The organism is Haladaptatus caseinilyticus (assembly GCF_026248685.1).
Taxonomy (GTDB): Archaea; Halobacteriota; Halobacteria; order Halobacteriales; family Haladaptataceae; genus Haladaptatus; species Haladaptatus caseinilyticus.
Map to the genome: position 1 here is coordinate 92,445 of NZ_CP111042.1, position 24,552 is coordinate 116,996.

The window sequence follows — 24,552 nt, forward strand, 5'->3', positions numbered from 1 at the left end:
AGGTGTTATTTAGCACGCGCATCCTCTCCGAACAGACATGGAAAATTGCATCGAATTCAGAAACGCGAGAGTGTATGACGGTTCCGGTGGATCGTCGACCAAACGATGCATCCAAATCGCCGATGGGCGAATCAAGCGCGTTGGACGGGAACCAGTGGGGGACGGTCGGACGATTGATCTTTCGGGGGCTGCGGTCGCACCGGGGTTTATCGACATGCATGCTCACTCCGAACTCCGACTGTTCAACCACCCTAACGCAAGTGAGAAGGTGTCCCAGGGGATTACGCTGGAGGTTCTCGGCCAAGATGGTATCAGCGTCGCACCGATTCCGCAAGGAACACGGGACGAGTGGGCCCGCCGACTCCAGTCACTTCTCGGTACGAAGGACGAATGGAATTGGAAATCTGTGGACGGGTTTCTAGATGCTCTCGAAGAACTATCACCGGCAGTCAATTGTGCATATTACGCCCCTCATGGGAACCTCCGGTCGATTGTGACAGGTTTCGAGAATCGGCCGCTCACCGATGACGAACTCGGTCGCATCTGTGACGTGCTCGACACGGCAATCGATGCCGGAGCGTTCGCCATGTCGAAGGGGATGATCTACCCGCCGAGTTCCTACGGACGTGACTCCGAACTCGAATCACTCGGTGAAATTCTCGCTAGTCGCGACTCGTTTATGGTGTCACACGTATGGAACGAGAGCGACCGTGTCGTCGAATCGATCGACCGATTCGTCCGTCTCTGTGAGCGAGCGGGGTGTCAGCCCCACGTCTCGCACCTGAAGATTGCGGGCGAGGAAAACTGGGGACGGTCCGAGGAGATACTCTCCCTCTTCGACGACGCCAACGGACGTGGGGTACACGTCACGTTCGATCAATATCTTTGGACTGCTGGGAGTACGATGCTCACTGCGTTGCTTCCGCCGTGGACACGCACGGGGGAGACCAATGCGGTAACGAGGCGTCTGACCGATCCCGAAACTCGCGAGCGAATCCAAGCGGATATCGAGTCCGACGACGGAGAGTGGGAAAATTTGGCGAAATCAGCTGGGTCCTGGGATAACATTCTCATCACCGCTACCAACAGCGGACAGGCAGAGGGAAAAACGCTCGCGGAGCTATCCGTAGAACAAAACGCGAGTCCGGTCGATGCGATGTGTGATCTTCTCGTCGAGGAAGACCTCGCCGTGACGATGGCCGATTTCGTCATGGACGACCTCGACATCGAACGATTTCTCGCGGACGAACGTGGAACGATTTGTACGGATGGTATCTTTGGAGGCAAACCACACCCACGTGCCGTCGGTACGTACCCACGGCTCCTCGGCCGGTACGTCCGCGAAAGGGACTCACTATCGCTCTCGACGGCTATCTACAAAGCAGCAGGTCACCCTGCAGACGTTCTTGGGCTTCCTGACAGAGGTCGTGTGTGGGAAGGTTACGTGGCTGATCTCGTCGTCTTCGATCCCCTGCAGGTGCAATCGAACGCGACGTATGACGACCCGATGGCCTTCGCAGACGGAATCAAACACGTCCTTGTCAATGGGGAGTTCGTTATCAAAAACGGTGTGCTGACTGGCGTTCGGTCAGGGAGTGTGCTCCGCTCGACTAATGAGTGGAATGGAACAAATCGCCCCGACCTTCGGAGTCGCTAATCGATTGTGGATGGTGCTCTTATCGGCTTTCGGCGTTCGTTCGATAGCGATCGGTCACGTCACCGATGTCCGGTGCAATATACTCGACTTTTCCCCCGGCCTGCATCGCGCTATCGGAGTCTTTGAGCCCATTACCAGTCACGACCACGACCACTGACTCGCCTTCTTCGATGATTCCTTGATCGCGAGCTTTCCGAACACCGGCGACTGGCGCTGCACCGGCGGGTTCTGCATAGATCCCTTCCGTTCGTCCGAGAAGTGCCTCCGCACGGAGAATCTCTTCATCGCTCACGAGGACGGAGGTCCCACCACTGCGTTCGAGTGTCTTGCACGCCTTGAGGGTGTTTCGAGGTCGACCGACAGCGATGCTATCAGCGATTGTGTTCGCAACGTCGTTGACGTCTTCGTGTTCGTGAAACATGTCGTGAATGGCACTGGCTCCCTTTGCCTGCACGCCGAGCATTTTCGGAGTTTTGTCGACGTATCCGAGCTCGTCGAATTCGTGGAAACCCTTCCATCCGCCGTATATCGTACACCCATCGCCCATTGAGAAGACAACCCAGTCAGGGATATCATTGCGACATTGTTCGGCAAGTTCGTGGCCGACAGTGCGCTTTCCCTCGACTTGGAATGGATTTATCGCCGCGTTACGATTATACCACCCGAAGCGTTCAGTCACTTCCATGCTGAGATCGTATGCTTCGTCATAGGTACCTTCCACTCCGAGCACGTCTGCTCCGTAGACGAGCGGCTGTGCAAGTTTTCCACCCGGTGCATCACCTGGGACGAAGATACGGCATTCTAACCCGGCGCGAGCGGCGAAGCCTGCGAGCGATGCAGCCGCATTTCCAGTCGACGCACAGGTAACGATATCGCGGTCGAACTCACGGGCTTTGGTCACTGAAACTGACGTTGCGCGGTCTTTTAACACACCTGTGGGATTACGCCCATCGTCTTTCACGCGTATTTCGACCCCTAATTCGGCACCTAATCGATTTGCCTTGAGGAGGTCGGTTCCACCCTCACCGAGTGTAATTGGATCCGTCTCTTCGGAGACAGGGAGGAATGCTTGGTATTTCCACTGGGTGTTGATTCGCCCGTCAAGCGGCTCGTTGAACCGTTCGTCGATAATATCATAATCGTACTGAACCTCGAGTATCCCTTTGACACCCGCGTGGTTCGAGCATGTATAGACCACTTCCGATGGGTCATACTGTTCGCCGCAAAGTGTACACTCGACTGTCGTAACGTGATCCATATCACTCCCTCGTACAATAGATAGGAGAATCCACCACCCTGTATAGACGGTGTCTGATTGTATCGAATCTGATTCGGTCGTGGTTACCCTAATCGACGTTCTTTTCTCGCTGATTACTACACTTTTGGGCCAAGTAATTTTGCCTCTGCCTTCCGGAGATGTTCTAGAATCGTCGTTTTCGACAAATTAAGTTTGTCTGCAAGTTCACTCGCAGAGATCTCACGAGGCCACGTGTAGTAGCCGCTCTGTTGTGCCAATTCGAAGACTTCTCGCTGACGCTCTGAGAGGTAGTCTGTAGTATTGTACTTCGCCGATTCAGTATTCGGCGATTTCATCCCTTCGATAGTAATTTTGGCGTCCATCTCTTGACGAATCTCTTCTAAACGCCGCTGAATCATCGTTCGCGACTTGGAGATGATGACTGCCCAGTACTCATACCCGTTTTTGATTCTTATTTCTTCTTCTGGAACAAAACCTCGAGAAACGAACGCGTCATGAATGCTGTTTCGAGGGGCATACTCGACTAGAAGTTCTTCAGTTGCATTTCCCGCTGAGTGGGCCGGAACATTCGGATTAAAATAATCATTGATACGCTTTACCACGTCCGTAAGATTTGATTCCTCGATTTCGGCCACCAACTCGTCGATTTGCTCCGTCCTATCTGCATACGCTGTCAGCCGAGCGCTCACGCGCCCGTCATAGTGGTAGACACCGTGTGCGATCAACCCAGCATCAACTGCGTCTGTCGTCTGAAGTGTCCAACAGTTGGGATGCCATATTTTGAGTGTGAGTTGTGTCGTCCGGGCTGATTCGGATGGTGTGTGATTGGTTGTCTCTCCCATGGTATTCTATCGCAATTTAATCCAGTATAACATTTTCGTTCAAACAGTTGATTCATAATATAATCTATATGGTTTATTATATATAATAAAATACTATTATCGACTGTCTCTCGAAATAGCCTCTTGACTCTGTTCTCGTTGAACTATTGCACCTCGTAGGTTAGAACCGCAAAAACATCGCCAAGTTTCTGCATGCTAGCCAGTTTAGGGACGAGATGGTAATCTCACGCGATAATAGTGGCGCACCTGAAGCGAGCGTGACGGGAGCAACGTTGAGAATGATCTCGTCAAGTAGACCGTGATCATAGAATTGCCCGACAAGATCACCCCCACGGACAAGCCAGATGTTCTTGCCGTCCGCCACCGTTACCATCTCTGCATGGACGGGCGTAACATCACCCTGCACGAAGTGTTTGTACACGGGGGTGGTAAATTCGTTCATCACCTTCTACCGGGTGTAACCCGGTTCTTAAGCAAACGGTGAAGAGCAGCCTTCTACCGCAAAAATACTTTAATAACAAGTTTACTTCCAAGTAGTCGAGTTGTCTTTCTCATCTCCGTCCTCCAGAGTTGTTCAACCGCCAACCCTGATGGTGGTTTCTTCGGCTGTGTCCGTGGCGGTTGAGACCCGATCGGGGTGATGAACGAGTTCACCCGCTCCAGGTTTCCGGGGAAGGTTGCTCGTCGCACCGAATCGGGCATGGACCCGCCGAGGGAGTCGAACCCTCGTGATGACCGTCACGGGTTTCGTAGGACGATTAGATCTCGTCCCAGACGTCAAGATTGAAATAGAGTCGCTTGCGCTGGGCATTCCCGTTGTTCTGCTCCGAAGGTGGTTCGTAGGCATTCCACGTCACACCGTGTTTCTCATCGAACTCTTCGAGCAACAAGAGACAGTAGCGCTCGCTAAATCACTTACCAGGCCACTCGGGCTCACGCTTATCGAGGAACGCATCAATGCCCTCGTTCGCGTCGCCTGTGGTACACAGCGAGGCGAACTGCTCGTTCGAGTACTCGAGGGCGGTGTCGTAGTCGAGATCGTTCATCATGTAATAGGCCTGCTTGCCCATTTGAACGGCGACCGGACTCTTCTCTGCGATTGACTCCGCGAGCGCAATTGTCTCCTCCCGGAGGTCGTCCTTTGGGACGACGCGATTAACGAGTCCCCAGTCAAGTGCGGTTTCGGCATCAATGAGCTCGCCTGTCAGCAGGAGTTCGAGACACTGTTTCTGCGTAAGTGAGCGCATCAACGGCACAGCAGGCCCCATACAGAATAAGCCCACTTTGGGGGCAGTAGCGCCGAGTTTGGTTCCTTCTGCAAGCACCGCAAGATCGCACGCGGCAACGAGTCCGATTCCGTTAGCGGCGGCGTGACCATGGGCTGCCGCGATGACAGGCGTCCTCATGTGCACGAGCGTCTGAAATGGCTTTTCCATCTGTCCGACCCATCTTTTATACTCTCGTTGGGTGTCAAAATCCCCGTGCTCAGTAAGATCGATTCCCGCTGAAAACGCCTTCCCAGCACCCTCAATGATTACGACCCGAACATCATCATTTTCGTCGAGTTCTCGAAGAGCGCCATCGAGATCGTGGGCTAATCCCGTGCTGAACGTGTTCATCGCCTCCGGGCGGTTAAGCGTGATCGTCGAAATATGTCCGTCGATGTCTACCGTGGCGGCCTCGTAAGCCATACGAGGAACCACACGTCGGAAGAAAATAGTTGTTCAGGGCTCTGTGGGGATGTCGAGATGGGGTCAGAAATCGATCAGTGGTTAGTACTTTCTACTAACACAGACGAGCTTCAATCCTCAGGAATGGATTCCTCGCAGTGGTACGCGATCGACTTCTTCTAAATTCATATATCATGCTCGTACCCGGTGAACAGCTCTCGGATTACACTGTCGTAATCTCCTTCAGCCGCCCAGTGTAATCAGCTAGACTGCTTCTTTCCTTCTCTTCAGGTCACGAAGAGAAGAAGAAGCAATTACACCCTCCAGTAGTCAACCGTTCATTCCGCCCTCAGAGGGGGTGCAAGTTGCACCCCCTCCTCATCTCTTAGGGATCGCCGATTACGGTCGGTGAGCGACTGAACGTGCTCGACCAGATCGCTGACCGAGACGTCGTTGTCATCGAGAACACTGGACGCTCCGGACGTGGTGGGGTTACTCATTGGCAGACACCTCCGCTTTAGCCGCCGTGTCCTCTGTTGACGTGGAGAGCTGGGGTAAATGCGCAATTGTAGTGAGCGAACCGATACAGCGGGCAGTCGTGTCAGTAGCGGTGTGGGTGTACTCAAGAACAGTCATGGGCGAATCGGCGTGGCGACAACAGTGGTAGGTGGCTTGCTGAATGTCGTCCTGTGCTGTCGTCGTCATCGGTGGGGCCGTTAGGACGAGCTGTGGTGCGTGACTCGTGACGGGGTGTGTCTCTTGTACCGTCAAAATCGTCGGTGGCAAGTTGGTCGTAGTAATGCGGACGCGATCTCCTGGTGCAAGCTGCTGGACAAGTCCGTTGGCATCGCGAGGATTCAACGGTTTGGGAACGATCGAATGCTCGTGGGTACTCACGCCTGCTCACCTCCCGTCGGGTTGGTGATGCACTCGACCTGTGCACCAGTCCGAAGCCAGGCATAGCGGCCATTCGGCGACAGATCGTACCGATCGAGTGTGGTCTCGGTGTGCTCAATTTTGTCGTAATAAGCGTACTGGAGTCGGTAGCAATCGTGGGTTGGGGTGGCGACGTACAGGACGTGTTCGCCCGGCTCTGGTCCACGGCAGGTGAGTTCGGGTTCCGAATGCTCACACTGATAGACCACGCCCGTCAGCGTGCGTTGCTCGGTGTGAATCTGGATCGGGTCCGTGCACTCTAAAGCGAGCACCGCATCTCGGTTAGTCATTGGTCTGCCTCTCGTTTCTGACGAAGACGCTGACAGAGCTGGCAGGGTGCGTATTGGTCGTCCTGTGCTTCTGTGCGAGTGCAATAGGCGAGTGGGTTGTCGGTCTGCAGCGTACAGTGTGGCTCGTTGTCGCCGTCGAGTTCGTGATAGGCAAAGGCGTCGCCTACAAATTGATCGACAATAGCGACAGTCTCATCGGCAGGATACGGGTCGGCAGCGATGCGCTGGTCGCGTTCGGCATCGGTGAGATTGCTTGTGAACCGGCTGTCACAGTAATGGGAGTCGGTAATCTGCACCGCGTAGGTTCCACAGTGCGGACAGCGTTCGAATGTGTTCTCGATCTCCTCGGCGGTGATCGAGGTGGACGACTGGGTCATCGTCCATCCCCGCCGATGGCTGTCGCTCTCTGGGAAGGGCGTTCTGTGCGGGGCATCTACGCGTGCACCTCAGTTGGGGTGGTGTGGGTGGTGGCGTCGATGTCGTAGCACCATTCGAGGATGTTTTGGTAGTGTGTGCGGGTTTCGGCGTGGGTTTCACCCGGTGGTGTCGAGGGGAGATTCGGATTGCCCGTCTTGGTGGTGGCGACCGAGCGATAGGTGTCGGTGTCCTCAGGTATCTGGAAGCCTTGCTCGCCGTACTCGATGGGTAAGCGCCGTTCGAAAAATTGCTGGCAGTCCGGCGTGGCGTAGATGCAGTAAAGGGAGGGTGCTTTGTTGGTGGTCTTGGTTTGGGTTTGAAAGCCCACGCGGAGTTCGACGAGGTATGCGCGAGTGATTGGTTCGTCGTTGTCGGGCGTGGGTTGGTCTGGGTCTTGAGTGGCGGTGTCGGGTGTGGGTTCGAGGCGTTTGACCGGGTGGAAGACTTTCTCGCCGAATTGGGCCTCGAGGGAGAGCAGCCCGCCGTTGGGTTTCTCGTCGAAGGACGCCATTAGTCCTGTCCTCCGAAAACACGTGGTTGGTAGTCGATGCGTTTTTCTACGGAAAGGGTATTGCTAGTCATGCTTCGGTGGACTCCGAAGCGCGGTCGGTGTTCTAAGCACCGGCCTTTCTGCGAAGGCATCCCGCGCTCCTCATCTAATGAACTATTCGCGAGATACTTAATAATTTGCTAAACAAAATGCCAGATGTATTGTAGGGCAATACTTTTAGAAAAAGCCTGTGTATTATGCTTGGTGAGTACTGATGCAAGAGCAACGAATGGTCAACAAGCATTATGATCCGAATGAGCGTGAAGAGCAAATCCTCGAACTCTTGAAGGAAGGCCGCGAATCTGACAAGCCGTGGGGACGTGCAAATCCCATGTATTTCCGAGATAGTACAACCTTAGACAAAGGTCAAGTCGAGTATGCACTTCGAAATTTAACTACGGCTGGTTGGATAAAGCAACTGAATCGTGGTGGCCTCTATGAATTTGTGGAGGATCCACGAGAAAACAGAACTAAAGACTAATCTAGAAGAATCTTATACGTGCCGGTAGAGTGTCCATAGTAAGAATGCGAGCCCGGGTTCAAATCCTCCACCGGCTTCCCTTTGGGAACTGGCAATAAGGAGTCAAATACTTCTCTTTCTAATAAACTTTCCAAGAATAACTTCATTTGTATACGTTTCAAGGTGCATAACTACGATTGCGGAACTAATGATGAGAATTTAGTATGGAATATCGAGCAGCCTAACTTGCATGCTTATAAATAATCGTATCGCGGCGTTTTGTTTTCAATAGAAAAACACTACCACTGTGTGTTGAAGAGGATGCGTATCTGCCACTGACGGTTGATGGTGAGCAATTTACCACCTATGGGATCATTGATCTCGTCCATCTTCAACCCGAAACCGTGGATATCATCGACTTCAAAACAGATCGGAGTCGAATTGCCGAGTCAGAATATCGGAAGCAGTTGAGCATCTACTATCACGTACTCACAGAGTGGTTCCCAGAAAGAACCGTGACAGCGAGCATTTTCTACACAGCTACTGACCAGCAGGTTGAGATTGATCCACTCTCGAAGAATGAGCTCAGTGATCTTGTAAAACTTGTAGAGAGGTCTACTACCGAATCAGCGCCTATACTTGACTAACTGTCCGTACCGTGGGCTATTCGGTCTCTTCAACGTTCCCGCAGTTCCGGCAGCGCTTCATCCCGCCGTAGACGTCACCGTAGTTATGTTTAATGCCCGAGATGCACAGCACGTCCTGGAAGAGTCCCATACTGGGCAGATATCGCGGCAACCGGAAAACGGTTTCCTGTTCCACATGTGTACTCGCTCCCCACCGAGCAATCACAGTCGGAGACTATGACTCATTGTTCACCGAGGGAATATCATCTGGTTCGAGATCCTATCCAGTTACAAATACTTATCATCACACACGGTTGACAAACTCGAGGTAGCTCAACAATCAAACATCGTGATTGTGTCTGCACTTCCAGCAGTATCTGGGAGTGGCACACAAACTGATCCGTATGTCTCACCCTCCCAAACTGGCGGCATGCAGGAGGCATTCGAATGACTAGATGCGATCGGAGGCGGTGTTATCTACTACCCGAGTGGCTACTATGGAACCGGTACCACTGCGTGGGAGATCGACCTCGCTGAATACGACAATCTGCGAAACAACTGGGCAATCTACGGTGATGGACTCGAATCATCACGAATACGATGTGGGTCTGATGATGGGCCGGGAATCCAAATCCACGATTCATCTGTGACAGCGATGTTCTATACCGAACTCGTCGGAGTGCGATTCGAAGGCGATTGTGCCGACTTCACCTTCGTGTGGGGCTCGAATGATCTGGATGATGCGTACAACAGCTGTTGGTCACGGTTCTCGACGTCAAACAGTAACCCGGATGGGATCGGTGCCTGCCAATTGAATTTTATCTTGAACTCATACCACTATGGTGTCCACAATGCCGCAGGAGGTATCGGAATAGAGATGCGGCGCGTTCAATTCTCCGGCATCGAAGGGAGCTTCAGTTCCGGCGAAAACCCTGATGATACCGCTCTCCGAATTCTAGAGTATTCGTTTGCAAACCATTTCCGCTACCTGAATATCGAAGCGACCTACCATGGAATCCACATCGCCGACTCACGGGCGATCTACAACATCTTCCAAAACGCCTATTTCGCAAACATGCGCGGGACAGCCGTTATCGAAAACATCGACGAGAATGGTCTTCGATTTCCTGCATCAGCCGAACAGGGGACGTACTTCCACAATCCGTTCGTCGCGGGAGCAGTCGAGAACATCGTCGAGCATATCGGAGGAACGCTCTACGTAGATGGATCAACGAGAAAGTGGCCGTCTGCAACCCAACAAACCTTCGAAGGTGATCGATACGGCGGGAACTATCGCGATGCCTCGTCTTTCGACTTCGAACCACGATCTGTTCCACCCGAACACCAGCTCGGTCGTATTGCACTCGCTGATGGTCAGTCGTGGGACCCCGACGCCGATGGTTACCCGGAGCTCGTCATTTCGAACGGAACCGAATGGGTCGAACTGACTGACCTTTCATCAACAGCATCGTAGATACGACGCTCTATCTTATGCCTGTAAATCTACAGACTGTGTCGACTCTACAACTATCTCTTGATCAGAACCAGTATGGAAGGCAGCCTCACCGAGTCCTGCAGATTTGAGTGTAGTGCCATCGTCCGCAAAGAGATGGAGATCTGATTCTTCGAAGAAGTAGGCTATTTGCTCTCCTTCTGTGAGATTCAGATCTTCATTCACGCGGGCAGTCCACGAATTATGACCGACAAGAAGATAGAGGAAATCGTCACTCCCCATCGGCTCAACCACGTCAAGCATCGCAGTTTGCATATGATTGTTCGTTTCTTCATCGTCCGTCACCGAGATGTCTTCTGGTCGCACACCAACAGTCAACCTCTCACCAATCGTCAAATCACATTCCTGGACGATCGATTCGTCGATCGGGTACGCAAATGTGGGTGCATCATCGTCGTCCGTCAGGACATACTGGCCGTCCGTACCGCTGAGTTGAACAGCGAGGAAGTTCATCGATGGTTCGCCGAGGAATCCGGCGACGAACTGATTTACGGGATGATGGTAGACATAATCCGGCGTTCCGATCTGCTGAAGCTCTCCGTTATTCAACACCGCAATACGATCGGACATCGTCATCGCCTCGGTCTGGTCGTGCGTGACATAGATCGTCGTCACACCGAGTTTCCGATGGAGACGTTGAATCTCGGTTCGCATTTGGGCACGAAGTTTTGCGTCAAGATTCGATAGTGGTTCGTCCATCAAGAACACTTCCGGATCACGAACAATTGCACGCCCAAGGGCAATTCGTTGTTTCTGCCCACCGGATACTTGGGCTGGTTTTTTATCGAGAATACCTTCGATGTCCATGATCGTTGCTGCCTCGTGGACGCGAGAGGTGCGTTCTTCTTCCGAGAGGTCAGTCGTCATCTTCAGCCCGAAGCTCATGTTTTCCGCAGCCGTCATGTGGGGATAGAGCGCGAAGTCTTGGAACACCATCGCCATATCCCGTTGTTGTGGCGAGTTGTCCGTAATGTCAGTTTTGTCGAGTCTGATCGAGCCAGACGTTGGTGTTTCAAGGCCCGCAATGCAGCGAAGCGTCGTTGACTTTCCACAGCCACTCGGGCCAAGCAAGACCAGGAACTCTCCCTCTTCGACGGTGATATCCAAGTTATCAACCGCGATGACTTCGTTGACGCTATCCGCTGTTGTGAACGACTTGACTAACCGGTCGATCCGAAGCGTACCCATGATTAATTCTGTAGTCTGTGAACGAGTACCAAAACGATTGGCCTCAAGATGGGGTGGTAACCAACATTTTTGGAAATAACCAAACAACAGTAGCGATTGACTAATTTGGCTTACCGAGTGCTCGCTGGGCCATATTCTCGATCGAAATAATCGATTTCATTGAACATCTTCGTCGCAGTGTCCCACTGGTCTGGGGTCAATCGACCGATATTCGCCCCATCGGAGAAAAGCGAAACTCCGCAAGCGCCGCCATGTAGCGCGAGTTGAATCGCACTGACGAGTTCGTCGTCATCCAACCGATTGAAGGGCCGTTCGCCTCGTCCGGTGCGAATCGATGGTGTAATCGGCGTATTCGTCTGTTGGCGAAGCGAGCGGACGACTTCACGGATCCATACCGGATGCATATCGAGGTCAATATGTGCTGTCCGCGGAGTAAGCATATCAGCGTATTCCGCAATATCACGTTGGTCAATGCCGAGAATTCTCCGACTGTCATCGATAGCAGTGTCAAGGTTGGAAAATGCCTCCAATTCGATATTGATGAGAAAACCCGGTCGGTCGTGGAACGGGTCACTTAGCCTTCTGAGGAGTGAATCGATCTGTTTGCACCGTCGATCAATCCACGCTGGGGATTGATCCGACACGCCCTGTATCTCATCTCTGTCTTGGCATTTCTCACAGTAGCAGGACAGATAGCTGGACTCTCCATTGACGATTGGCTGGAATTCGAAATGAGTGAACTGGATTCCATCGACATCGTAGTCAGCGATTTCGTTGGTAATTGCTTGCAGGTGCTCCGAGACGATGTCGTGATTCGGGCACGCCCAGTGCATGTGCTCAGCCGAAACATTCGGGTATCTGATCTCCGTTCCTTCCTTTGCTACCTGAACCGTTTCAGGGTATTGCTCGAGAAGGTACTTATCGCAAAGGACGAAGATCGTCGGAACGATGTTGATGTCGTGTACCGCTGCTGCGTCGGCGAGCTCCTCGAGTAAATCACGACCAGGAACCTGGTTTGGTGCGACCTCAGAATCATAGAATACCCGACCGTCGCTTTCCTTCGTAACAACGAAAATCGTATTTACACCGTTATCGGCGAGCCGTTTCAGTTCGACGTCGGGTTGCATCGTCGCCCACGGATAGAGGGTTACTGCACGTAGTAACTGAGCGTTCCACCATGGATCGACTGTGTTCCCTTTAGACATCGCAATATTCCATTCAAATACATACTGAAGTTTAACTCTGTGGCTCGTATCGACCGAAATCTTCCATCTTTAGAACCACACGAATATATTTGGCTATTATCGAACATCACCCCTAATTTCAATATATCCCGACTGAGACTCACTCACATGGCACGAGTTGGCCATCACTCACTATGAACAATTCACGTTTCACTCGGCAAGTCCCTAATGCACGGTCTCACCCTCGCCCCCAACGGACACTTGAGCCAGAGGAGTCCGAAATTCTCTCCGTTGCGACAGCGATGGGTTCCGAGACACGATGGAAGATAATCAGAGCACTATCGACAGAGACACGAACGATTCACGAACTTACCGAACTCGTCGACTTATCGAAGGGGACTGTTTCGGTTCACGTAAAGCAACTCGAAGAGGCCGGACTCGCCGCATCACGGTTCAATGTGAGCGACAACGGTGGCGTCGAGAAAGAAATTTCACTCGCGGTTGACGAAATCACCGTCGATTTGCGCGATATCTAAGCCACCGTTTTACTCAGGTTTCAAATCCACTAAGTCGCTTATACGTGAGGAACACATCGAGAGGACGGAGAGCGTGAGCAGGAGGTTCGTCGCAGGTCTCGTTACATTGGCTCCACTCCCGCTGAAAGATACCGCGTTGCAAGGATCAGAATGGTCGCGATCATGCCTGGCCCAAGGAGCACAAAGCCAACTACGGTAAATCCAAACAAGACACCAACAGAGAGGCAGAAAGCTACCAGTCCGATAGTTGGTATTAATCGCATCATTACGAGTTCTGTCGACTGTCGGGCTGTCTTGCGAGCAGAACGGTTACCATCAACCAGAAGTGGATAATAATACAGCAACAACACTGAGAGAACGGTCAGTATGTCGATTGAGAGAAAGGCGAGCAGACCGTATGCAAGCTCACCGGTTCGTAGAAACTGAAGCCACGAAAGGCCGGCGATGTCGATGACAATCAACGTCGGAACGAGTGGAAGTTGACTCCGCCAGAAATACTGTCGGAATACAGACAACGCAGTGTGTAGTCTGAACCGATCTCCACGTAGTATGTTTCCAGCGGCGGCGACAGCAGTGGCGGTCGCTGGACCGAGGAGAACGATAGTTGGTGCCAGAATACACCAGCAAACGCTTACGATGACAATGACCGGTAGCGATCGATACGCCGCAGCGACGGCTTCTTTCGAGAGGCCGATGAAGTTGACCTGATTTCGATGAGTGTCGACAACCATTGCTTTGGAACCTGTGTTGGATGATCGAACAACTATACTTTAAGTCCGGACATGGTGACTCCCTTGATGAAATACCGCCGCAACAGTAGAAACAGCAGTATCGTTGGGAGCGCGAGGAGTGTTGCACCGGCCATCAACGGCCCCATGCTGTTACCATAGAGGCCTGTCTTGGCGAACAGGGTGATACTCACCGGCAGCGTGTACATGCTTTCATTTTTGATCACGATGAGATCCCAGAGCATCTGGTTCCAGCGGTTCATGAAGGTAAAAATCGCGACCGTCGCGATAGCGGGCATCGAATTGGGCAAAACGATACGAAAGACGATATCGAGTTCGTTACACCCGTCCATCCGTGCGGCATCGATGAGGCTGTCAGGGAATTGTTTGAAGAATTGGGTCAGAAGGAAAATGCCGAACGAACTGATCGCGAAGGGGGCGATCATCGCCTGATACGTGTTAACCCATCCAAGTTCGACGATAATGACGAATTGAGGAATCAACAGCAGGATTCCGGGAATCATCATTGTCGCGAGGATGAAGTTGTAAGTTACACCACGTCCATACCAGTCTAGTTTCGCGAGGGAGTAGGCGACAATGCACGACGTGATGACCACCGAGACGACCACAGCGCCGGTGACGATAATGCTATTGATCAACTGACGTACAATCGGGACATTTTCGAGAAGGAATCGGTAGTTTTCCAACGTGAATGTCGATGGGATCACCTGCAACGAGTAGATCTCACTTGCTGGTTTGAATGACATTGAAACCATCAGTGCGAACGGAAACACTGGGAGAATCACACCGATCGTCAATGCTACGTATACGAGCACCTTCTTCCCCGAAAGCTCGGACAGTCGTTCTTGACCGTCGCCGAACACACCCGAATCGTCGGTTTCGATGCTCATTACATCGACACCTCCTGATCGACATAGTTACGTTCGACGTAGCTGATGACGAAGATCATCGCCGCAAGTACGACACCGATCGTACTCGCATAGCCCATTTCGAGATACGAGAAGGCATTTCGGTAGATGACGAGAACGAACGTTTTCGTTGCGCCGTTCGGCCCACCACCTGTCATGATGAACGGCTCGGTGAAAATCTGGAATGCGGTAATCGTCGAGAGGATCACAACGACTAGAATACTCGGATTCAACAGCGGGAGGGTAATGTGGCGGAACTGTTGCCACTCGCTGGCCCCATCGAGCGATGCCGATTCATAGATCGTTTCCGGGAGTGATTGCAGATTCGCAAGAAAGATGATCGCGTAGTAGCCGATGAACTTCCAGGATACCATCATCGCGATAGCTGGCATTGCCCACGTGGTACTACCCAGAAAGTTGATCTCCGTTCCCGCAACAGCGAGCATCTGATTGATGTATCCGTCGGGCGCGTAAATCCACTTGAAGACGACGGCTACGACGACGCCACTTGTGACATATGGGACAAAATATCCCGCCATATAAAGTGCCCGTCCACGGACGATCCGATCCAGCAACACCGCTACGCCGAGAGCAAGCACTATCTGTGTCGGGACGTTTACGACGAAGAAGTACAACGTGTTTCTGAGAAGCTGCCAGAAGAGGTCACTCGTCAGTAACTGTACGTACTGGTTGATCCCGACGAACACCGTCTCGGGGCTGATAATGGACCATTCGTGAAAACTCAAGTAGAGTGCGAACAGGAATGGGAAGATCAGAAATACCGACGCCCAAAGAAACCATGGTACGATAAGAGCCCATCCCATTAGGTTGTCGTCGTGATTCCCGAGGCGTTTGGTTGCAGTTCCGAGAAGGGGCAAATGTGCTATTCGTTGGCGAAGTCCACTTTTCGTGGCCGATGTGTCCGCTTTTCGTGCTCCTGATTCGGTTGTCGCGTCTGGCATAGATGTTGAATCCGTTTCTATCCGTTGAGTGCTTGATTGATACCGTTCTCAGCGTCGTCGAGGCCTTTCTGAGGCGGTTTCTTTCCTAATGCAACTGGCACGAAACACTGTTCGCCAAACACGTTCATGACCTTCGTATAATCCGGCGTGTATGCCGGTGGGTGTGAGGTTTCGAGTGCTTGTGCGTACGGTTTGACATCGGGGTTTTTGTCGAAGAAGCCGCTTGCGGAACTGACGAGGTCCTTTCGAAGCGGCAGTTGGAGCGTCTTTTTCAGGAATTTTGTATCCCACTTCGACTGCTGCTCGAAACTGACGAACTCCCAAGCTTGGTTTGGCTGTTTGGCCGAGGCAAAAATCGAGGTGTTCTTCGGATCTGCGTACGTATGACTGTTCTGTGATACTCCATCTGGAACTGGGGGATTCATGTGGGACATTGAGACGTCCTTGTTGACGCCTTCGAAGTACGGGATAACCCACGGTCCACCAGTATTAATGACCGCTTCGTTGTGTGGGAATTTTGGCTTCTCGCTCCCTTGTGTCGGGGCGAGATCAGCGCTGTAGAGATCTTGAAAGAACTGGAGTATCGTCTTTGCCGTCTTGTTATTGAATGCCGGTTTGACACTGTCTCCTTTCTGGCTGAACATCGATTTCTTCCCCTCTGAGGCGGCTAGGTACAACGGGAGAAAGTCGAACCATCGCTCGTACCACGTTGGTTTCGGTGCTCGATCCCACAGTACCTTCGCACCACCACCGTCGACGATTTTCTTCCCAGCCTCGAGCAGTCCAGACAGCGTCGTCGGATACTCGTCCGAGTTTTTGTATCCTGCTTTCTTGAGAACGGTATCGTTGTATTGGAACAATACCGGGTTGGCCTTCCACGGCGCTTGATAGAGTCCACCATCAGGCGCTTCATATCGCTTCAAAATGGTTTTGCCACACCGATCAGTAAGGAAATTCTTCGCACCCTCAATTTCGTAGAGGTTCTTTGCGGCGCCGTTTTCCTGAAGTTGGGCAGCGAACCCAGGGAACACGTTTGCGAAGACGTCCGGTTCAGAATTCGAGGCAAGTGCCGAAAGGACCACTTGTTCGGAACTATCCCCTTCAGGAACTGGACGCACTTTTAACTTCGAATTGTGGGATTTGAGGAACTCCTTCTTTGCATTGTTATGAAAATTCAGTTCCTGCTTGTTTGGAGATGACCAAAACTCAGTCTTATCACTGTTTCCACTCGAACCTCCGTTAGAACTACCGAAACCCCCTGTGCAACCAGCGAGGGATAGCATCGCTGCCGTGCTCGTACCGGCTGTGGCTTTCACGAACTGTCGACGCTGCAGTGTGTTGTTCCTCGTCATATGATTGCTTCACAACTGTGCAATCAATTGTGATGTATAAACTTCGCTCTCGGATTTGATTTGCGTCAAACGGATTTGGGGAATATCGATAGTCCGTGGCTATCAGCTAATGAATTTATATTGAAAGGGAACTCTCCGGACGATAGTAGACGACGAGCTTCCGATCAGTACCACGTGATCTTTTGAAAATTAGGGACCGTGAACCGTCACATGGCCAAGCGGTGATCTATGTCGCTACAGACAATCACGAAGGTATTCTATTGCTTGTGGAACTGCCTCGAAGTCGTCATCTTCGCCCTCGTATTCGAGCGTCACGAAGCCACTATAGCCCTGTTCAGACAGTGCTGTCAGTGATTCTTCGTAGTAAGGATAGTTCGGTTCGGACCCGTCCTCTGCGAGATTGTCGTAGGCCGCATGAACGTGATCTGCGAGGTGTATCGTGCGGTCAATCGATGGCTTCCCATCGATGTAGTTTGCCAAATCCAGAACGAGACCGAGCTCACCTTTTACCTGGCTCCGAACACGAAAGATATCATCTGCGGTCCGAATGAGCCCATCGTGGTTATGATTTTCGATGGCGAGGGTTGTCCCGACCGTTTCGCCGTAGTCGACACACTCCTGCAGACACGTCGCAACATCCGTCCATACTTGTGGATCATCGTGTTCACGGTCATGGAGACCTGGGAATCCGGTAAACGCTCGAAGCACTGGTGCGCCAAGCTGATCGCCATGATCCAACCACGTTTTGACCAATTCGACGTCTTCACGCCGATCTTCGGGCGTTCCTTTGGCAAAATCGTTGTAGAAGACCGACAAGCATGCAATCTCTAGATCGTACTCCGAAAGGAGATCTGTGACGTATGCGATCGTCTCTTTATCATCGCCCGGAAGATGTCCATCGAGCAATTCGACTCCTGAAATTTCGAGTTCCGTACTACAAATCTCGAAGAACTCCTCGAGGGACATCTTGTCTTCGAGTTCGTCGTGGTATGAATACGAACTGCAGGCGAGCTTCATTCGTCTGCCTCCGTTTCGAGTGGGAAGTGTACACGTTTTCCGGATTCCGACGATTGATCGATACCCATGACCACTTCGAGTGCGCGCTTTCCATCTCGTCCCGTTACAGTTGGTTCGCTGTTAGCCCTGGCCGATTGGATAAAGTGTTCTATCGGACCGCAGTACTTGGATTGTTCTGGAATCGGGATATCGACGGCTCCACACTCGTTACCCAATTCAACTCGGAGAGACGGCGCCACTTTGTCAACGTAGATAACACCTTCCTCACCGACGATCTGCATCTCGATAGATTCGGGGTCCGTTCGCCATGCTGTCTCGAAGGTTCCCAGTGTACCGTCTTCGAACTGGAGAGCAGCTACGGCCGTATCTTCGACCTCCGCATCCATCGATAAGGTGTCACTGTATCCCGATAGCGACGAAACTGGTCCAAACAGGTGATTGATGAGGTCAGCATTGTGGACGCCAATATCGATGAGCGCCCCACCACCAGATGTGTCCGCATCCGTGAACCAGGTCGACCGTGGTGACCATCCTTCCGGGCCAGGATGGCTAAATCGACTTCGCACTGATAGCACGTCGCCGATAACTCCCTTTTCGAGTACCTCTTTGGTCTTCTCATAGACCGGGTTGAAACGTTCGGTCTGATCGATCATCAGGCGTGCTGTGCTTGTGTCCGCCGCGTTGATCATCGCATCGGCCTCTGCTAAAGATGTGCTAATGGGCTTCTCACAGAGAACGTGGATATCGTGCTCGAGTGCAGTGCAGACGACTTCTTTGTGGAGATGATTCGGAAGACAGACGCTGACAGCATCGACACTCCCTGATTCGAGCATTTCAACATAATCTGTGTAGTATGAATCGATCTCGAATTCATCAGCTACTGTTTCGGCTTTCTTCTCCTCGACGTCGCACACGGCTACAAGGTCGACGTTTTCGTTCTTTCGATACGCGGGTATGTGAAGCCGCTGAGCGATTGCTCCGGTTCCGATAACTGCTGTTCGCAGATTCTCGGTCTCAAGACCTTCCGTTTCAGAGGCAATCATGATCTCTTGTCCCATATTCACGCGGTTATCGTTCGACACCTCCAATTAATGTCTTCCTCAAATTTGATCAGATCAGTCGATATTTGGAAACGATCGAATATCTATCGATCATCAAGTTTCCATCATTGTGAGTGGGTCTTCATAGGCGCATCATCAGGTGTCCCACTCTTGTTCAACAACTGCTCTGGGTACGCCTCATACGCCAATCCAATCAACAACGGCTCAACTTCAGCAAGCGTCGCTGGTACCCCATACGGACCATCCTCATCCTCATTCCATGCATGCACCCAAAGATACGTTTGCTCTTTCAACGTCCGAGTCCCAGACTCGAACAACGTTTCCGCCCAGTGGGCTTTCCGGTCGTCTTCACCACGCAGTGCCATCGAGATTTCACCGATGTGCCAATAATTGCCGTCACCCCACCGCGCAAAACTCCGTGTCGCGTTCCGACTCTTCGCGATCTCGACGAAATTCGAACTCAACTGCCGCTTCTTTCCGTACGCCTCTGCTTTGCCAATGTACCGCGGAATCACATTACCTGGATCAACACTCTCGACTGGCACATCGAGTTGGTACATCATGTAGAGCAGGCCCTCACAGCCGCCCTCACGAACGCCAGTCGAATCAACACACTGTAACCCCGCTCGACGAATCTGCTCGTCAATCGCCGCAGAGCGCTTCAAAACGCCCCCCTCCGTCAGCTGCACTTCCAACTCATCTTCAGCGAAGAGCGGAATCGGATCCGGACTCCCATCTTCCTGTATGTCTGCGATAATCGTTTCCTCGACCCACTGGTACCACCGATCGGCTTTCGACTCCACTGGTAAAGGTGAACACTGTTCTTCGTTTCCATGTGAGTTGATTACTGGTTCTGAATCGACTGTAACCCAGTTTGGTCCGACTTTCCCGATCTCGTAGAGGATACGATTCGGGACGAACTCCCGATTTGCACTAATTCGTTCGTACTGTGATTGTGCGTGAACGAGTCCGACAAGTTTCGCTTCCAACTCCTGTCGATACGTTGGATATCCATACGGACCTGCTTCGAGCTCGTCAACATCGACAATCCAGACGTAGAGTGGTTGCTCTGTGCGTTCTTGAATCAGCGCGATGTGGTCGTATTTCGAAAAACTCCCCCAATCGCCATCGCCTTTCCATGCCGACGTCGGCAGTGCAGCTCGAATTTTTCGCGAGTGATTCCCGATTCGAGTACTGATGTTGTTGGACTCACCGATGTAGACAGGGGTAATTTCTGTCGCATCCTTCGCTGGTTTATCGAGGAGATAGAGCAAATAGAGATAGTCACCATCGTTTTTCCCCCATTTGTACTTCCCTAGTGCTTCGCTGGTTTCGAGGTTGCTATCAACCGTATCGAAGAACGGAACTGGATCCGGTGTATCGCTCGATTGAATATCTTGGAGTACCGTCTCCGTGATCCAGTGTCGCCATCTGACGCTCTTCTCACTCATATATATTGATGCAGATAATAAACTAACAGGATTTAAAGACACTCATCTAAACATGTCCGGTTCAGTGAGCAGGTATCTTTCAATTTTATGATAATACACTCACAGAAGTCTCATTAACGGGTATTTCATCAATTCACCATCCTACAGGCCATCCCTTTTGTAGGAGCGATCATCGGTAATATACGTAGTCAACAGATGACTCGAAATTCCTGTTCTCCATTGTCACTGGGAAAGCTCTTTGACCCGATGCCAACAAAGACAGCTTGTGTCCCCCGATAATTCCGCCACGAGAATCGAGGATCTCTCATTTCTCAATCCGGAGGACATCAAGCTCCAAAACACGCATTTCTTAGAACAGGATGGGATGGAGTATCGCGTTGGACAAGGACTTCTTGATCATCGACTCCGGCATGACATCTGGGTCGTGCGAAACGGGGACATCAAAAAAACTCCTACAACGATTTCCATACAATGAACCATTACACGATCAATGTGCGTTGTGGATGCAAGGGTTCGTCGGTAAGCACTTTTTCCCGGATGCAAACCATCGAACAGCGGTCGTTATCCTCCGTGAGATTATGGCCGAGAACGATCTTCCTCCGGGTGACTGGGATCTAGAACGAACTCGGCAAGTGAGAGACGAATCGCACACTGTTCGTGGTGAACTACCAACTATTACCCTTGCAGACATCTATCAGAGGGATCCGCTCTATACGTTTGGCGGCGCTATTTTGACGATGTATTAGAATACGCGAAGAAGTAGTTATTCGTCGTCGTCGTCAGCGTCAGCGAGCGCTGCATACAGTGCAGGGTTTTCTCGGACGTCCTTGTTCATCCGACGCTGGGCATCCCCATTCACGGGCATGTGCCGTACTACGAGATAGTGCCATATTGGACTTTGTGGTCTGGGACCTGATGGATTGATCAGCAGCGACTCCACTACATCCGAGCTGATGACTATTCTCATGAGGAGTACACTAACTTACTCTCTATCCTTCTGGAATCCACCAGATAACCACTCGTGGACTCAATTTCCGTGCTCCAACTTGCCTCAACCACCCTGAGTCTATTCTCAACTCTAGTATCCGAAACTGCATTCATTCAATACTGTTCTGAGATTTCCAGAAGGTCTGACATAGATTTATCTGTCCACCAACTAATTCCATGATTGCATGAAGCAGACACGACGGAGCGTTCTTGGCGCAATCGGAGCCGTAGCAACAATCGGTATCGGCGCAACCCAGGTCATTGGTGCAGACATGCCATCGATCAAGATCGATATCAACGCCGAAGCGGAATACGTTACGCTCAAAAACACGGGGGATTCCGAAGCAGACCTATCGAACTATCGTATCGACCTCGAATACAGTGATCAAACTACGCAAGACCAACCCCTCGATGACAATACGGTCATCCCTGCTGGTGACTCGATCCGCATCGGCACTGGTTCCAAAACGGAAGGCAATGTTGATCAGAGCCTCGGCTATGACAAAGCAATGCTCAACAACGAGGATCCGGACGTTGTTGCCTTGCTGAATACGGACGGTGATGTCGTCGCAAAGAGCAATGACTCATCGTCCGACGAGACCACCACCGAAGAGGAAGATACCACCGACGACTCGACGGAGGAAACCACGACCGAGGAAGAGACGACTACTGAAGACGACTCGGACGATTCCACGTCGGAGGAAACGACCGACGACACCGACGACAGCGAGTCGAGCGACGACTCCTCAGAAGATTCACAGTCGAACTACGACTCTCAATCTGACGAAAGTAAAGACTCTAGCAGCGATTTTTCTGAATCAGAAGACAAGTCCTCTTCAGAGGAATCTGACGACGACTGCTAAGTCACCTGATTAGTCAGCGCATTTCCCGCCCAAGTAAAATTCACGGGAAAAGTGACCTCCGATAATTTTCTTCAGTCGTCGTTTTCACGGGGATCCAAGACAAACTCATACAGACCGCGAGTGTACCGACGGATCCAGCCTGCATTAGTCAACTCCCGCAGATAGAACTCAATATTCCCCTTGGTAATGCCCGTGTCCTCGTGAATAGACCGTGGAGTATGGCGTCCCCATGGCTGATCGGTACCGCGGCCCTCTTTGAAGGCTTCCAGCACCTTTTCGCTATCACCAGTTGGTTCAAAGTTCTCATTCACTGTTCCTCTGGACATGATTTCACCCAATCTCATAGTAGGTTTCGCTACGATATCTACTTTTCTTCTTGTTCAGTAAATTCACCATGAACTACAAATCTTTATTATGGTAGTAATCGTACATGTTCCTGAGGGAAACGAGGACGTAGTCTTCTGCTGCTCTCACACATAGCAAATAAATCGGGAAGCGGACAGCAACTACACGCTGGTGAACTGAGAGAACCCCAACAGCACCTATTGAGAGAAAACCACTGGTGGAAATCGTGTACTGCCTATTCAGTACTTCATTTGTGTACCCTCGTCACTGATTTACGGCGGGGTGGGACCAACAATGGCGACCGAAAAACAACAATCCATAAACGGAAATGAGATAAGAGAACTGGATTCGAAAAAAGAACAGTCGTATGGCTGGATGCTAATCAGTGCAAAATGGGCTGTGATCTGTTTTGCAGCCTTAATTCACGGTGCGTTAGGAATGGCTATGCTCTCTACATTCGCGCCGACGCTCGGATTTGTCCTTACAAGTGGAGCTACGATTCTATACTTGTGGCAGCTAAAAGAACCACCGCTGAAAACGCTCGGAAATGCATTCTACATCGGAGCATTTCTATTCGTTGCTGCCGCGATTGGACTCTCACTCAGTGCGTTTACTGCTGGTCCGGCAGGTGCACTCGCTGGGATGTTTGGATTGGTTCTGTTTGGGTTCGCGGGTCTTGTCCTTGCAGTAGGGGCATTCGGCGCCGGAAAACTAACCCTCAGGCTGGCGGCTCGACGTGAGAACAGAAAACAATCGTCTGGATGAGGACCCAGCTTTCAGACTTTGATGTATGATTTGAATACCCCTGCCGCGGCTTCAGGGCGGGGAAACAAGGACAAGGATAACAATGACCAAAATGAACCGCCGTGCATTCATGCAGACTGTCGGAATCAGTGCCGCTGCATTCGGTGTTGCTGGCAGTGCTAGTGCCTGCAAGCACAAGCATGGCAAGAGGAAAGAGAGGAGAGCAAATAAACACAACTTGGCACCCCACACGAAAATCATCGGCGACTCGTGGCGTGCAACCGAATCGTTCGGGATGAAAGAGTATGCTATCACTGGCGAGGTCAAATGGACAGGGAGATTTCCTGCCGAGATGTTCATTACCGCAACGTTCTACGACAAGCGGGGAACTGTATTATCATCGGACGGAATCGCCTCATTATCGCTTGCACCGGGTGAAATTGGAGGATTCCAAATCGACTATCTTAACGAAAACGCTGAGGAAGTAGGCGACTACAAATTAGCGACGGAAGTGTTCCGACAATAGGGTTGTGTATATTAATATTGATTATTAAGTAGAATAAAAATCGCATTTGAAATAGAATGAGATAGTTACGACCAACGCCCGTAGGCGTCTTCATCGAACGTGTAGTTCTGCTCGGACCAGACTATATCGATCTCATCGATCGTCAAATCCTCATTAGCTCACCGACTGTTACTTGCATTCCGTTGGATGCAGTATACGCGTCACCAAATGAAAGCGACGACGGATCTTTCGTTTCTGATTCAGTAGTCTGCTCAAGGAAAACGCGTCGTTGACGAAGAGAATATAGTAGATAGTCCAGGCCATGGGCAGTACGTTTCACGCGCACTTCCTGATTGGGATTCCACGTATTGTTAGAGGATATACTTGAATACTGTATTTGTATACTGGATGCATATGCAAAAATCGGCGGCAGTAGACGATGATACTCAAACGGAATGAATTATATTCGATTTAGCGACGG

At 51.4% G+C, this 24,552-nt stretch carries 27 protein-coding genes and 1 pseudogene; 9 read left to right on the forward strand and 19 right to left on the reverse strand.

Going from position 1 to position 24,552, the window contains the following annotated elements; all coding sequences use genetic code 11:
- Positions 1-154 precede the first annotated feature (154 nt).
- Complete coding sequence (locus OOF89_RS22925; RefSeq protein WP_328517215.1) at positions 155-1,657, forward strand: N-acyl-D-amino-acid deacylase family protein; 1,503 nt, start codon at positions 155-157, stop codon at positions 1,655-1,657.
- Positions 1,658-1,676: 19 nt separating this feature from the next.
- On the opposite strand, the gene thrC is transcribed toward OOF89_RS22925, so the two are convergent.
- From thrC to OOF89_RS22975, 10 genes are all read right to left on the reverse strand, one after another.
- Positions 1,677-2,915 carry a threonine synthase gene (gene thrC, locus OOF89_RS22930; protein WP_266083280.1) on the reverse strand — a complete coding sequence of 413 codons (1,239 nt, stop codon included), beginning with the start codon at positions 2,913-2,915 and terminating at the stop codon, positions 1,677-1,679.
- Positions 2,916-3,031: 116 nt separating this feature from the next.
- Positions 3,032-3,550, reverse strand: a complete 519-nt coding sequence (locus OOF89_RS22935) for a helix-turn-helix domain-containing protein (RefSeq protein WP_266083281.1) — start codon at positions 3,548-3,550, stop codon at positions 3,032-3,034.
- A gap of 367 nt (positions 3,551-3,917) precedes the next feature.
- The gene (locus tag OOF89_RS22940; RefSeq protein WP_407661696.1) at positions 3,918-4,199 is read right to left on the reverse strand and encodes a dihydrofolate reductase family protein; all 282 of its coding nucleotides are present in this window, start codon (positions 4,197-4,199) and stop codon (positions 3,918-3,920) included.
- A gap of 316 nt (positions 4,200-4,515) precedes the next feature.
- Complete coding sequence (locus OOF89_RS22945) at positions 4,516-4,647, reverse strand: hypothetical protein (protein WP_266083282.1); 132 nt, start codon at positions 4,645-4,647, stop codon at positions 4,516-4,518.
- A gap of 21 nt (positions 4,648-4,668) precedes the next feature.
- Entirely contained in the window at positions 4,669-5,448 is a 780-nt protein-coding gene (locus OOF89_RS22950) for an enoyl-CoA hydratase-related protein (RefSeq protein ID WP_266083283.1), read from the reverse strand.
- A 317-nt stretch (positions 5,449-5,765) separates the two neighbouring features.
- Positions 5,766-5,927 (reverse strand): hypothetical protein, encoded by a 162-nt coding sequence (locus OOF89_RS22955; protein WP_266083284.1) that lies wholly within the window; start codon positions 5,925-5,927, stop codon positions 5,766-5,768.
- Positions 5,920-6,324, reverse strand: a complete 405-nt coding sequence (locus OOF89_RS22960) for a hypothetical protein (protein WP_266083285.1) — start codon at positions 6,322-6,324, stop codon at positions 5,920-5,922. The genes OOF89_RS22955 and OOF89_RS22960 overlap by 8 nt, the downstream gene beginning before the upstream one ends.
- Positions 6,321-6,653: a hypothetical protein gene (locus OOF89_RS22965; protein ID WP_266083286.1), complete on the reverse strand. Its 333-nt coding sequence runs from the start codon at positions 6,651-6,653 to the stop codon at positions 6,321-6,323. The genes OOF89_RS22960 and OOF89_RS22965 overlap by 4 nt, the downstream gene beginning before the upstream one ends.
- Entirely contained in the window at positions 6,650-7,030 is a 381-nt protein-coding gene (locus OOF89_RS22970; RefSeq protein WP_266083287.1) for a hypothetical protein, read from the reverse strand. Before OOF89_RS22970 ends, OOF89_RS22965 begins: the two co-directional genes overlap by 4 nt.
- Before the next feature lie 56 nt (positions 7,031-7,086).
- Positions 7,087-7,581 carry a hypothetical protein gene (locus OOF89_RS22975; RefSeq protein WP_266083288.1) on the reverse strand — a complete coding sequence of 165 codons (495 nt, stop codon included), beginning with the start codon at positions 7,579-7,581 and terminating at the stop codon, positions 7,087-7,089.
- Between the two features lie 268 nt (positions 7,582-7,849).
- Between OOF89_RS22975 and OOF89_RS22980 the strand changes: the two genes are divergently transcribed.
- The 3 genes and pseudogenes from OOF89_RS22980 (at position 7,850) to OOF89_RS22990 (ending at position 10,180) form a co-directional block, all read left to right on the forward strand.
- Complete coding sequence (locus OOF89_RS22980; protein ID WP_266083376.1) at positions 7,850-8,101, forward strand: MarR family transcriptional regulator; 252 nt, start codon at positions 7,850-7,852, stop codon at positions 8,099-8,101.
- Between the two features lie 284 nt (positions 8,102-8,385).
- Positions 8,386-8,727 (forward strand): annotated as a pseudogene (locus tag OOF89_RS22985) (PD-(D/E)XK nuclease family protein); the annotation flags it as partial.
- Between the two features lie 856 nt (positions 8,728-9,583).
- On the forward strand, positions 9,584-10,180 hold the full coding sequence (locus tag OOF89_RS22990; protein ID WP_266083289.1) for a hypothetical protein: 597 nt from the start codon (positions 9,584-9,586) through the stop codon (positions 10,178-10,180).
- A 15-nt stretch (positions 10,181-10,195) separates the two neighbouring features.
- Here the strand turns inward: OOF89_RS22990 and OOF89_RS22995 are convergent, their stop codons facing one another.
- On the reverse strand, positions 10,196-11,407 hold the full coding sequence (locus OOF89_RS22995; protein ID WP_266083290.1) for an ABC transporter ATP-binding protein: 1,212 nt from the start codon (positions 11,405-11,407) through the stop codon (positions 10,196-10,198).
- Between the two features lie 110 nt (positions 11,408-11,517).
- Entirely contained in the window at positions 11,518-12,612 is a 1,095-nt protein-coding gene (locus tag OOF89_RS23000; protein ID WP_266083291.1) for a family 10 glycosylhydrolase, read from the reverse strand.
- Between the two features lie 173 nt (positions 12,613-12,785).
- On the opposite strand from OOF89_RS23000, the gene OOF89_RS23005 reads away from it, so the two are divergent.
- Entirely contained in the window at positions 12,786-13,127 is a 342-nt protein-coding gene (locus OOF89_RS23005; protein WP_266083292.1) for an ArsR/SmtB family transcription factor, read from the forward strand.
- 101 nt (positions 13,128-13,228) lie between these two features.
- On the opposite strand, the gene OOF89_RS23010 is transcribed toward OOF89_RS23005, so the two are convergent.
- From OOF89_RS23010 to OOF89_RS23040, 7 genes are all read right to left on the reverse strand, one after another.
- A complete protein-coding gene (locus OOF89_RS23010; RefSeq protein ID WP_266083293.1) occupies positions 13,229-13,858 on the reverse strand; it encodes a hypothetical protein in 630 nt (209 codons plus the stop codon).
- Between the two features lie 32 nt (positions 13,859-13,890).
- A complete protein-coding gene (locus OOF89_RS23015) occupies positions 13,891-14,766 on the reverse strand; it encodes a carbohydrate ABC transporter permease (protein ID WP_266083294.1) in 876 nt (291 codons plus the stop codon).
- Complete coding sequence (locus OOF89_RS23020; protein ID WP_266083295.1) at positions 14,766-15,746, reverse strand: carbohydrate ABC transporter permease; 981 nt, start codon at positions 15,744-15,746, stop codon at positions 14,766-14,768. Before OOF89_RS23020 ends, OOF89_RS23015 begins: the two co-directional genes overlap by 1 nt.
- A gap of 17 nt (positions 15,747-15,763) precedes the next feature.
- Positions 15,764-17,098 carry an extracellular solute-binding protein gene (locus OOF89_RS23025; protein WP_407661699.1) on the reverse strand — a complete coding sequence of 445 codons (1,335 nt, stop codon included), beginning with the start codon at positions 17,096-17,098 and terminating at the stop codon, positions 15,764-15,766.
- 234 nt (positions 17,099-17,332) lie between these two features.
- Positions 17,333-18,115, reverse strand: a complete 783-nt coding sequence (locus tag OOF89_RS23030; RefSeq protein WP_266083296.1) for a sugar phosphate isomerase/epimerase family protein — start codon at positions 18,113-18,115, stop codon at positions 17,333-17,335.
- Entirely contained in the window at positions 18,112-19,158 is a 1,047-nt protein-coding gene (locus OOF89_RS23035) for a Gfo/Idh/MocA family protein (protein ID WP_266083297.1), read from the reverse strand. The genes OOF89_RS23030 and OOF89_RS23035 overlap by 4 nt, the downstream gene beginning before the upstream one ends.
- A gap of 122 nt (positions 19,159-19,280) precedes the next feature.
- Positions 19,281-20,627, reverse strand: a complete 1,347-nt coding sequence (locus OOF89_RS23040) for a GIY-YIG nuclease family protein (protein ID WP_266083298.1) — start codon at positions 20,625-20,627, stop codon at positions 19,281-19,283.
- A 503-nt stretch (positions 20,628-21,130) separates the two neighbouring features.
- On the opposite strand from OOF89_RS23040, the gene OOF89_RS23045 reads away from it, so the two are divergent.
- From OOF89_RS23045 to OOF89_RS23065, 4 genes are all read left to right on the forward strand, one after another.
- Positions 21,131-21,373, forward strand: a complete 243-nt coding sequence (locus OOF89_RS23045; RefSeq protein ID WP_266083299.1) for a hypothetical protein — start codon at positions 21,131-21,133, stop codon at positions 21,371-21,373.
- A 426-nt stretch (positions 21,374-21,799) separates the two neighbouring features.
- Positions 21,800-22,477: a lamin tail domain-containing protein gene (locus OOF89_RS23050; RefSeq protein ID WP_266083300.1), complete on the forward strand. Its 678-nt coding sequence runs from the start codon at positions 21,800-21,802 to the stop codon at positions 22,475-22,477.
- A 639-nt stretch (positions 22,478-23,116) separates the two neighbouring features.
- Complete coding sequence (locus OOF89_RS23060; protein WP_266083301.1) at positions 23,117-23,587, forward strand: hypothetical protein; 471 nt, start codon at positions 23,117-23,119, stop codon at positions 23,585-23,587.
- 82 nt (positions 23,588-23,669) lie between these two features.
- A complete protein-coding gene (locus OOF89_RS23065) occupies positions 23,670-24,092 on the forward strand; it encodes an FxLYD domain-containing protein (protein ID WP_266083302.1) in 423 nt (140 codons plus the stop codon).
- Positions 24,093-24,552 lie beyond the last annotated feature (460 nt).

What these genes read in the sequence shown, in the direction of transcription:
- OOF89_RS22940 (WP_407661696.1), bottom strand. Translation starts at nt 4,199, where the DNA reads ATGAACGAATTTACCACCCCCGTGTACAAACACTTCGTGCAGGGTGAT.
- OOF89_RS23020 (WP_266083295.1), bottom strand. Translation starts at nt 15,746, where the DNA reads ATGCCAGACGCGACAACCGAATCAGGAGCACGAAAAGCGGACACATCG.
- OOF89_RS23025 (WP_407661699.1), bottom strand. Translation starts at nt 17,098, where the DNA reads ATGACGAGGAACAACACACTGCAGCGTCGACAGTTCGTGAAAGCCACA.
- OOF89_RS22950 (WP_266083283.1), bottom strand. Translation starts at nt 5,448, where the DNA reads ATGGCTTACGAGGCCGCCACGGTAGACATCGACGGACATATTTCGACG.
- OOF89_RS22955 (WP_266083284.1), bottom strand. Translation starts at nt 5,927, where the DNA reads ATGAGTAACCCCACCACGTCCGGAGCGTCCAGTGTTCTCGATGACAAC.
- OOF89_RS23065 (WP_266083302.1), top strand. Translation starts at nt 23,670, where the DNA reads ATGACCAAAATGAACCGCCGTGCATTCATGCAGACTGTCGGAATCAGT.
- OOF89_RS23040 (WP_266083298.1), bottom strand. Translation starts at nt 20,627, where the DNA reads ATGAGTGAGAAGAGCGTCAGATGGCGACACTGGATCACGGAGACGGTA.
- OOF89_RS22980 (WP_266083376.1), top strand. Translation starts at nt 7,850, where the DNA reads ATGGTCAACAAGCATTATGATCCGAATGAGCGTGAAGAGCAAATCCTC.
- OOF89_RS23010 (WP_266083293.1), bottom strand. Translation starts at nt 13,858, where the DNA reads ATGGTTGTCGACACTCATCGAAATCAGGTCAACTTCATCGGCCTCTCG.
- OOF89_RS23045 (WP_266083299.1), top strand. Translation starts at nt 21,131, where the DNA reads ATGCAAGGGTTCGTCGGTAAGCACTTTTTCCCGGATGCAAACCATCGA.
- OOF89_RS23050 (WP_266083300.1), top strand. Translation starts at nt 21,800, where the DNA reads ATGAAGCAGACACGACGGAGCGTTCTTGGCGCAATCGGAGCCGTAGCA.
- OOF89_RS22970 (WP_266083287.1), bottom strand. Translation starts at nt 7,030, where the DNA reads ATGACCCAGTCGTCCACCTCGATCACCGCCGAGGAGATCGAGAACACA.
- OOF89_RS23000 (WP_266083291.1), bottom strand. Translation starts at nt 12,612, where the DNA reads ATGTCTAAAGGGAACACAGTCGATCCATGGTGGAACGCTCAGTTACTA.
- OOF89_RS23060 (WP_266083301.1), top strand. Translation starts at nt 23,117, where the DNA reads ATGGCGACCGAAAAACAACAATCCATAAACGGAAATGAGATAAGAGAA.
- OOF89_RS22965 (WP_266083286.1), bottom strand. Translation starts at nt 6,653, where the DNA reads ATGACTAACCGAGATGCGGTGCTCGCTTTAGAGTGCACGGACCCGATC.
- OOF89_RS22995 (WP_266083290.1), bottom strand. Translation starts at nt 11,407, where the DNA reads ATGGGTACGCTTCGGATCGACCGGTTAGTCAAGTCGTTCACAACAGCG.
- OOF89_RS23035 (WP_266083297.1), bottom strand. Translation starts at nt 19,158, where the DNA reads ATGATTGCCTCTGAAACGGAAGGTCTTGAGACCGAGAATCTGCGAACA.
- OOF89_RS22990 (WP_266083289.1), top strand. Translation starts at nt 9,584, where the DNA reads ATGCGGCGCGTTCAATTCTCCGGCATCGAAGGGAGCTTCAGTTCCGGC.
- OOF89_RS23030 (WP_266083296.1), bottom strand. Translation starts at nt 18,115, where the DNA reads ATGAAGCTCGCCTGCAGTTCGTATTCATACCACGACGAACTCGAAGAC.
- OOF89_RS23015 (WP_266083294.1), bottom strand. Translation starts at nt 14,766, where the DNA reads ATGAGCATCGAAACCGACGATTCGGGTGTGTTCGGCGACGGTCAAGAA.
- OOF89_RS22975 (WP_266083288.1), bottom strand. Translation starts at nt 7,581, where the DNA reads ATGGCGTCCTTCGACGAGAAACCCAACGGCGGGCTGCTCTCCCTCGAG.
- OOF89_RS23005 (WP_266083292.1), top strand. Translation starts at nt 12,786, where the DNA reads ATGAACAATTCACGTTTCACTCGGCAAGTCCCTAATGCACGGTCTCAC.
- thrC (WP_266083280.1), bottom strand. Translation starts at nt 2,915, where the DNA reads ATGGATCACGTTACGACAGTCGAGTGTACACTTTGCGGCGAACAGTAT.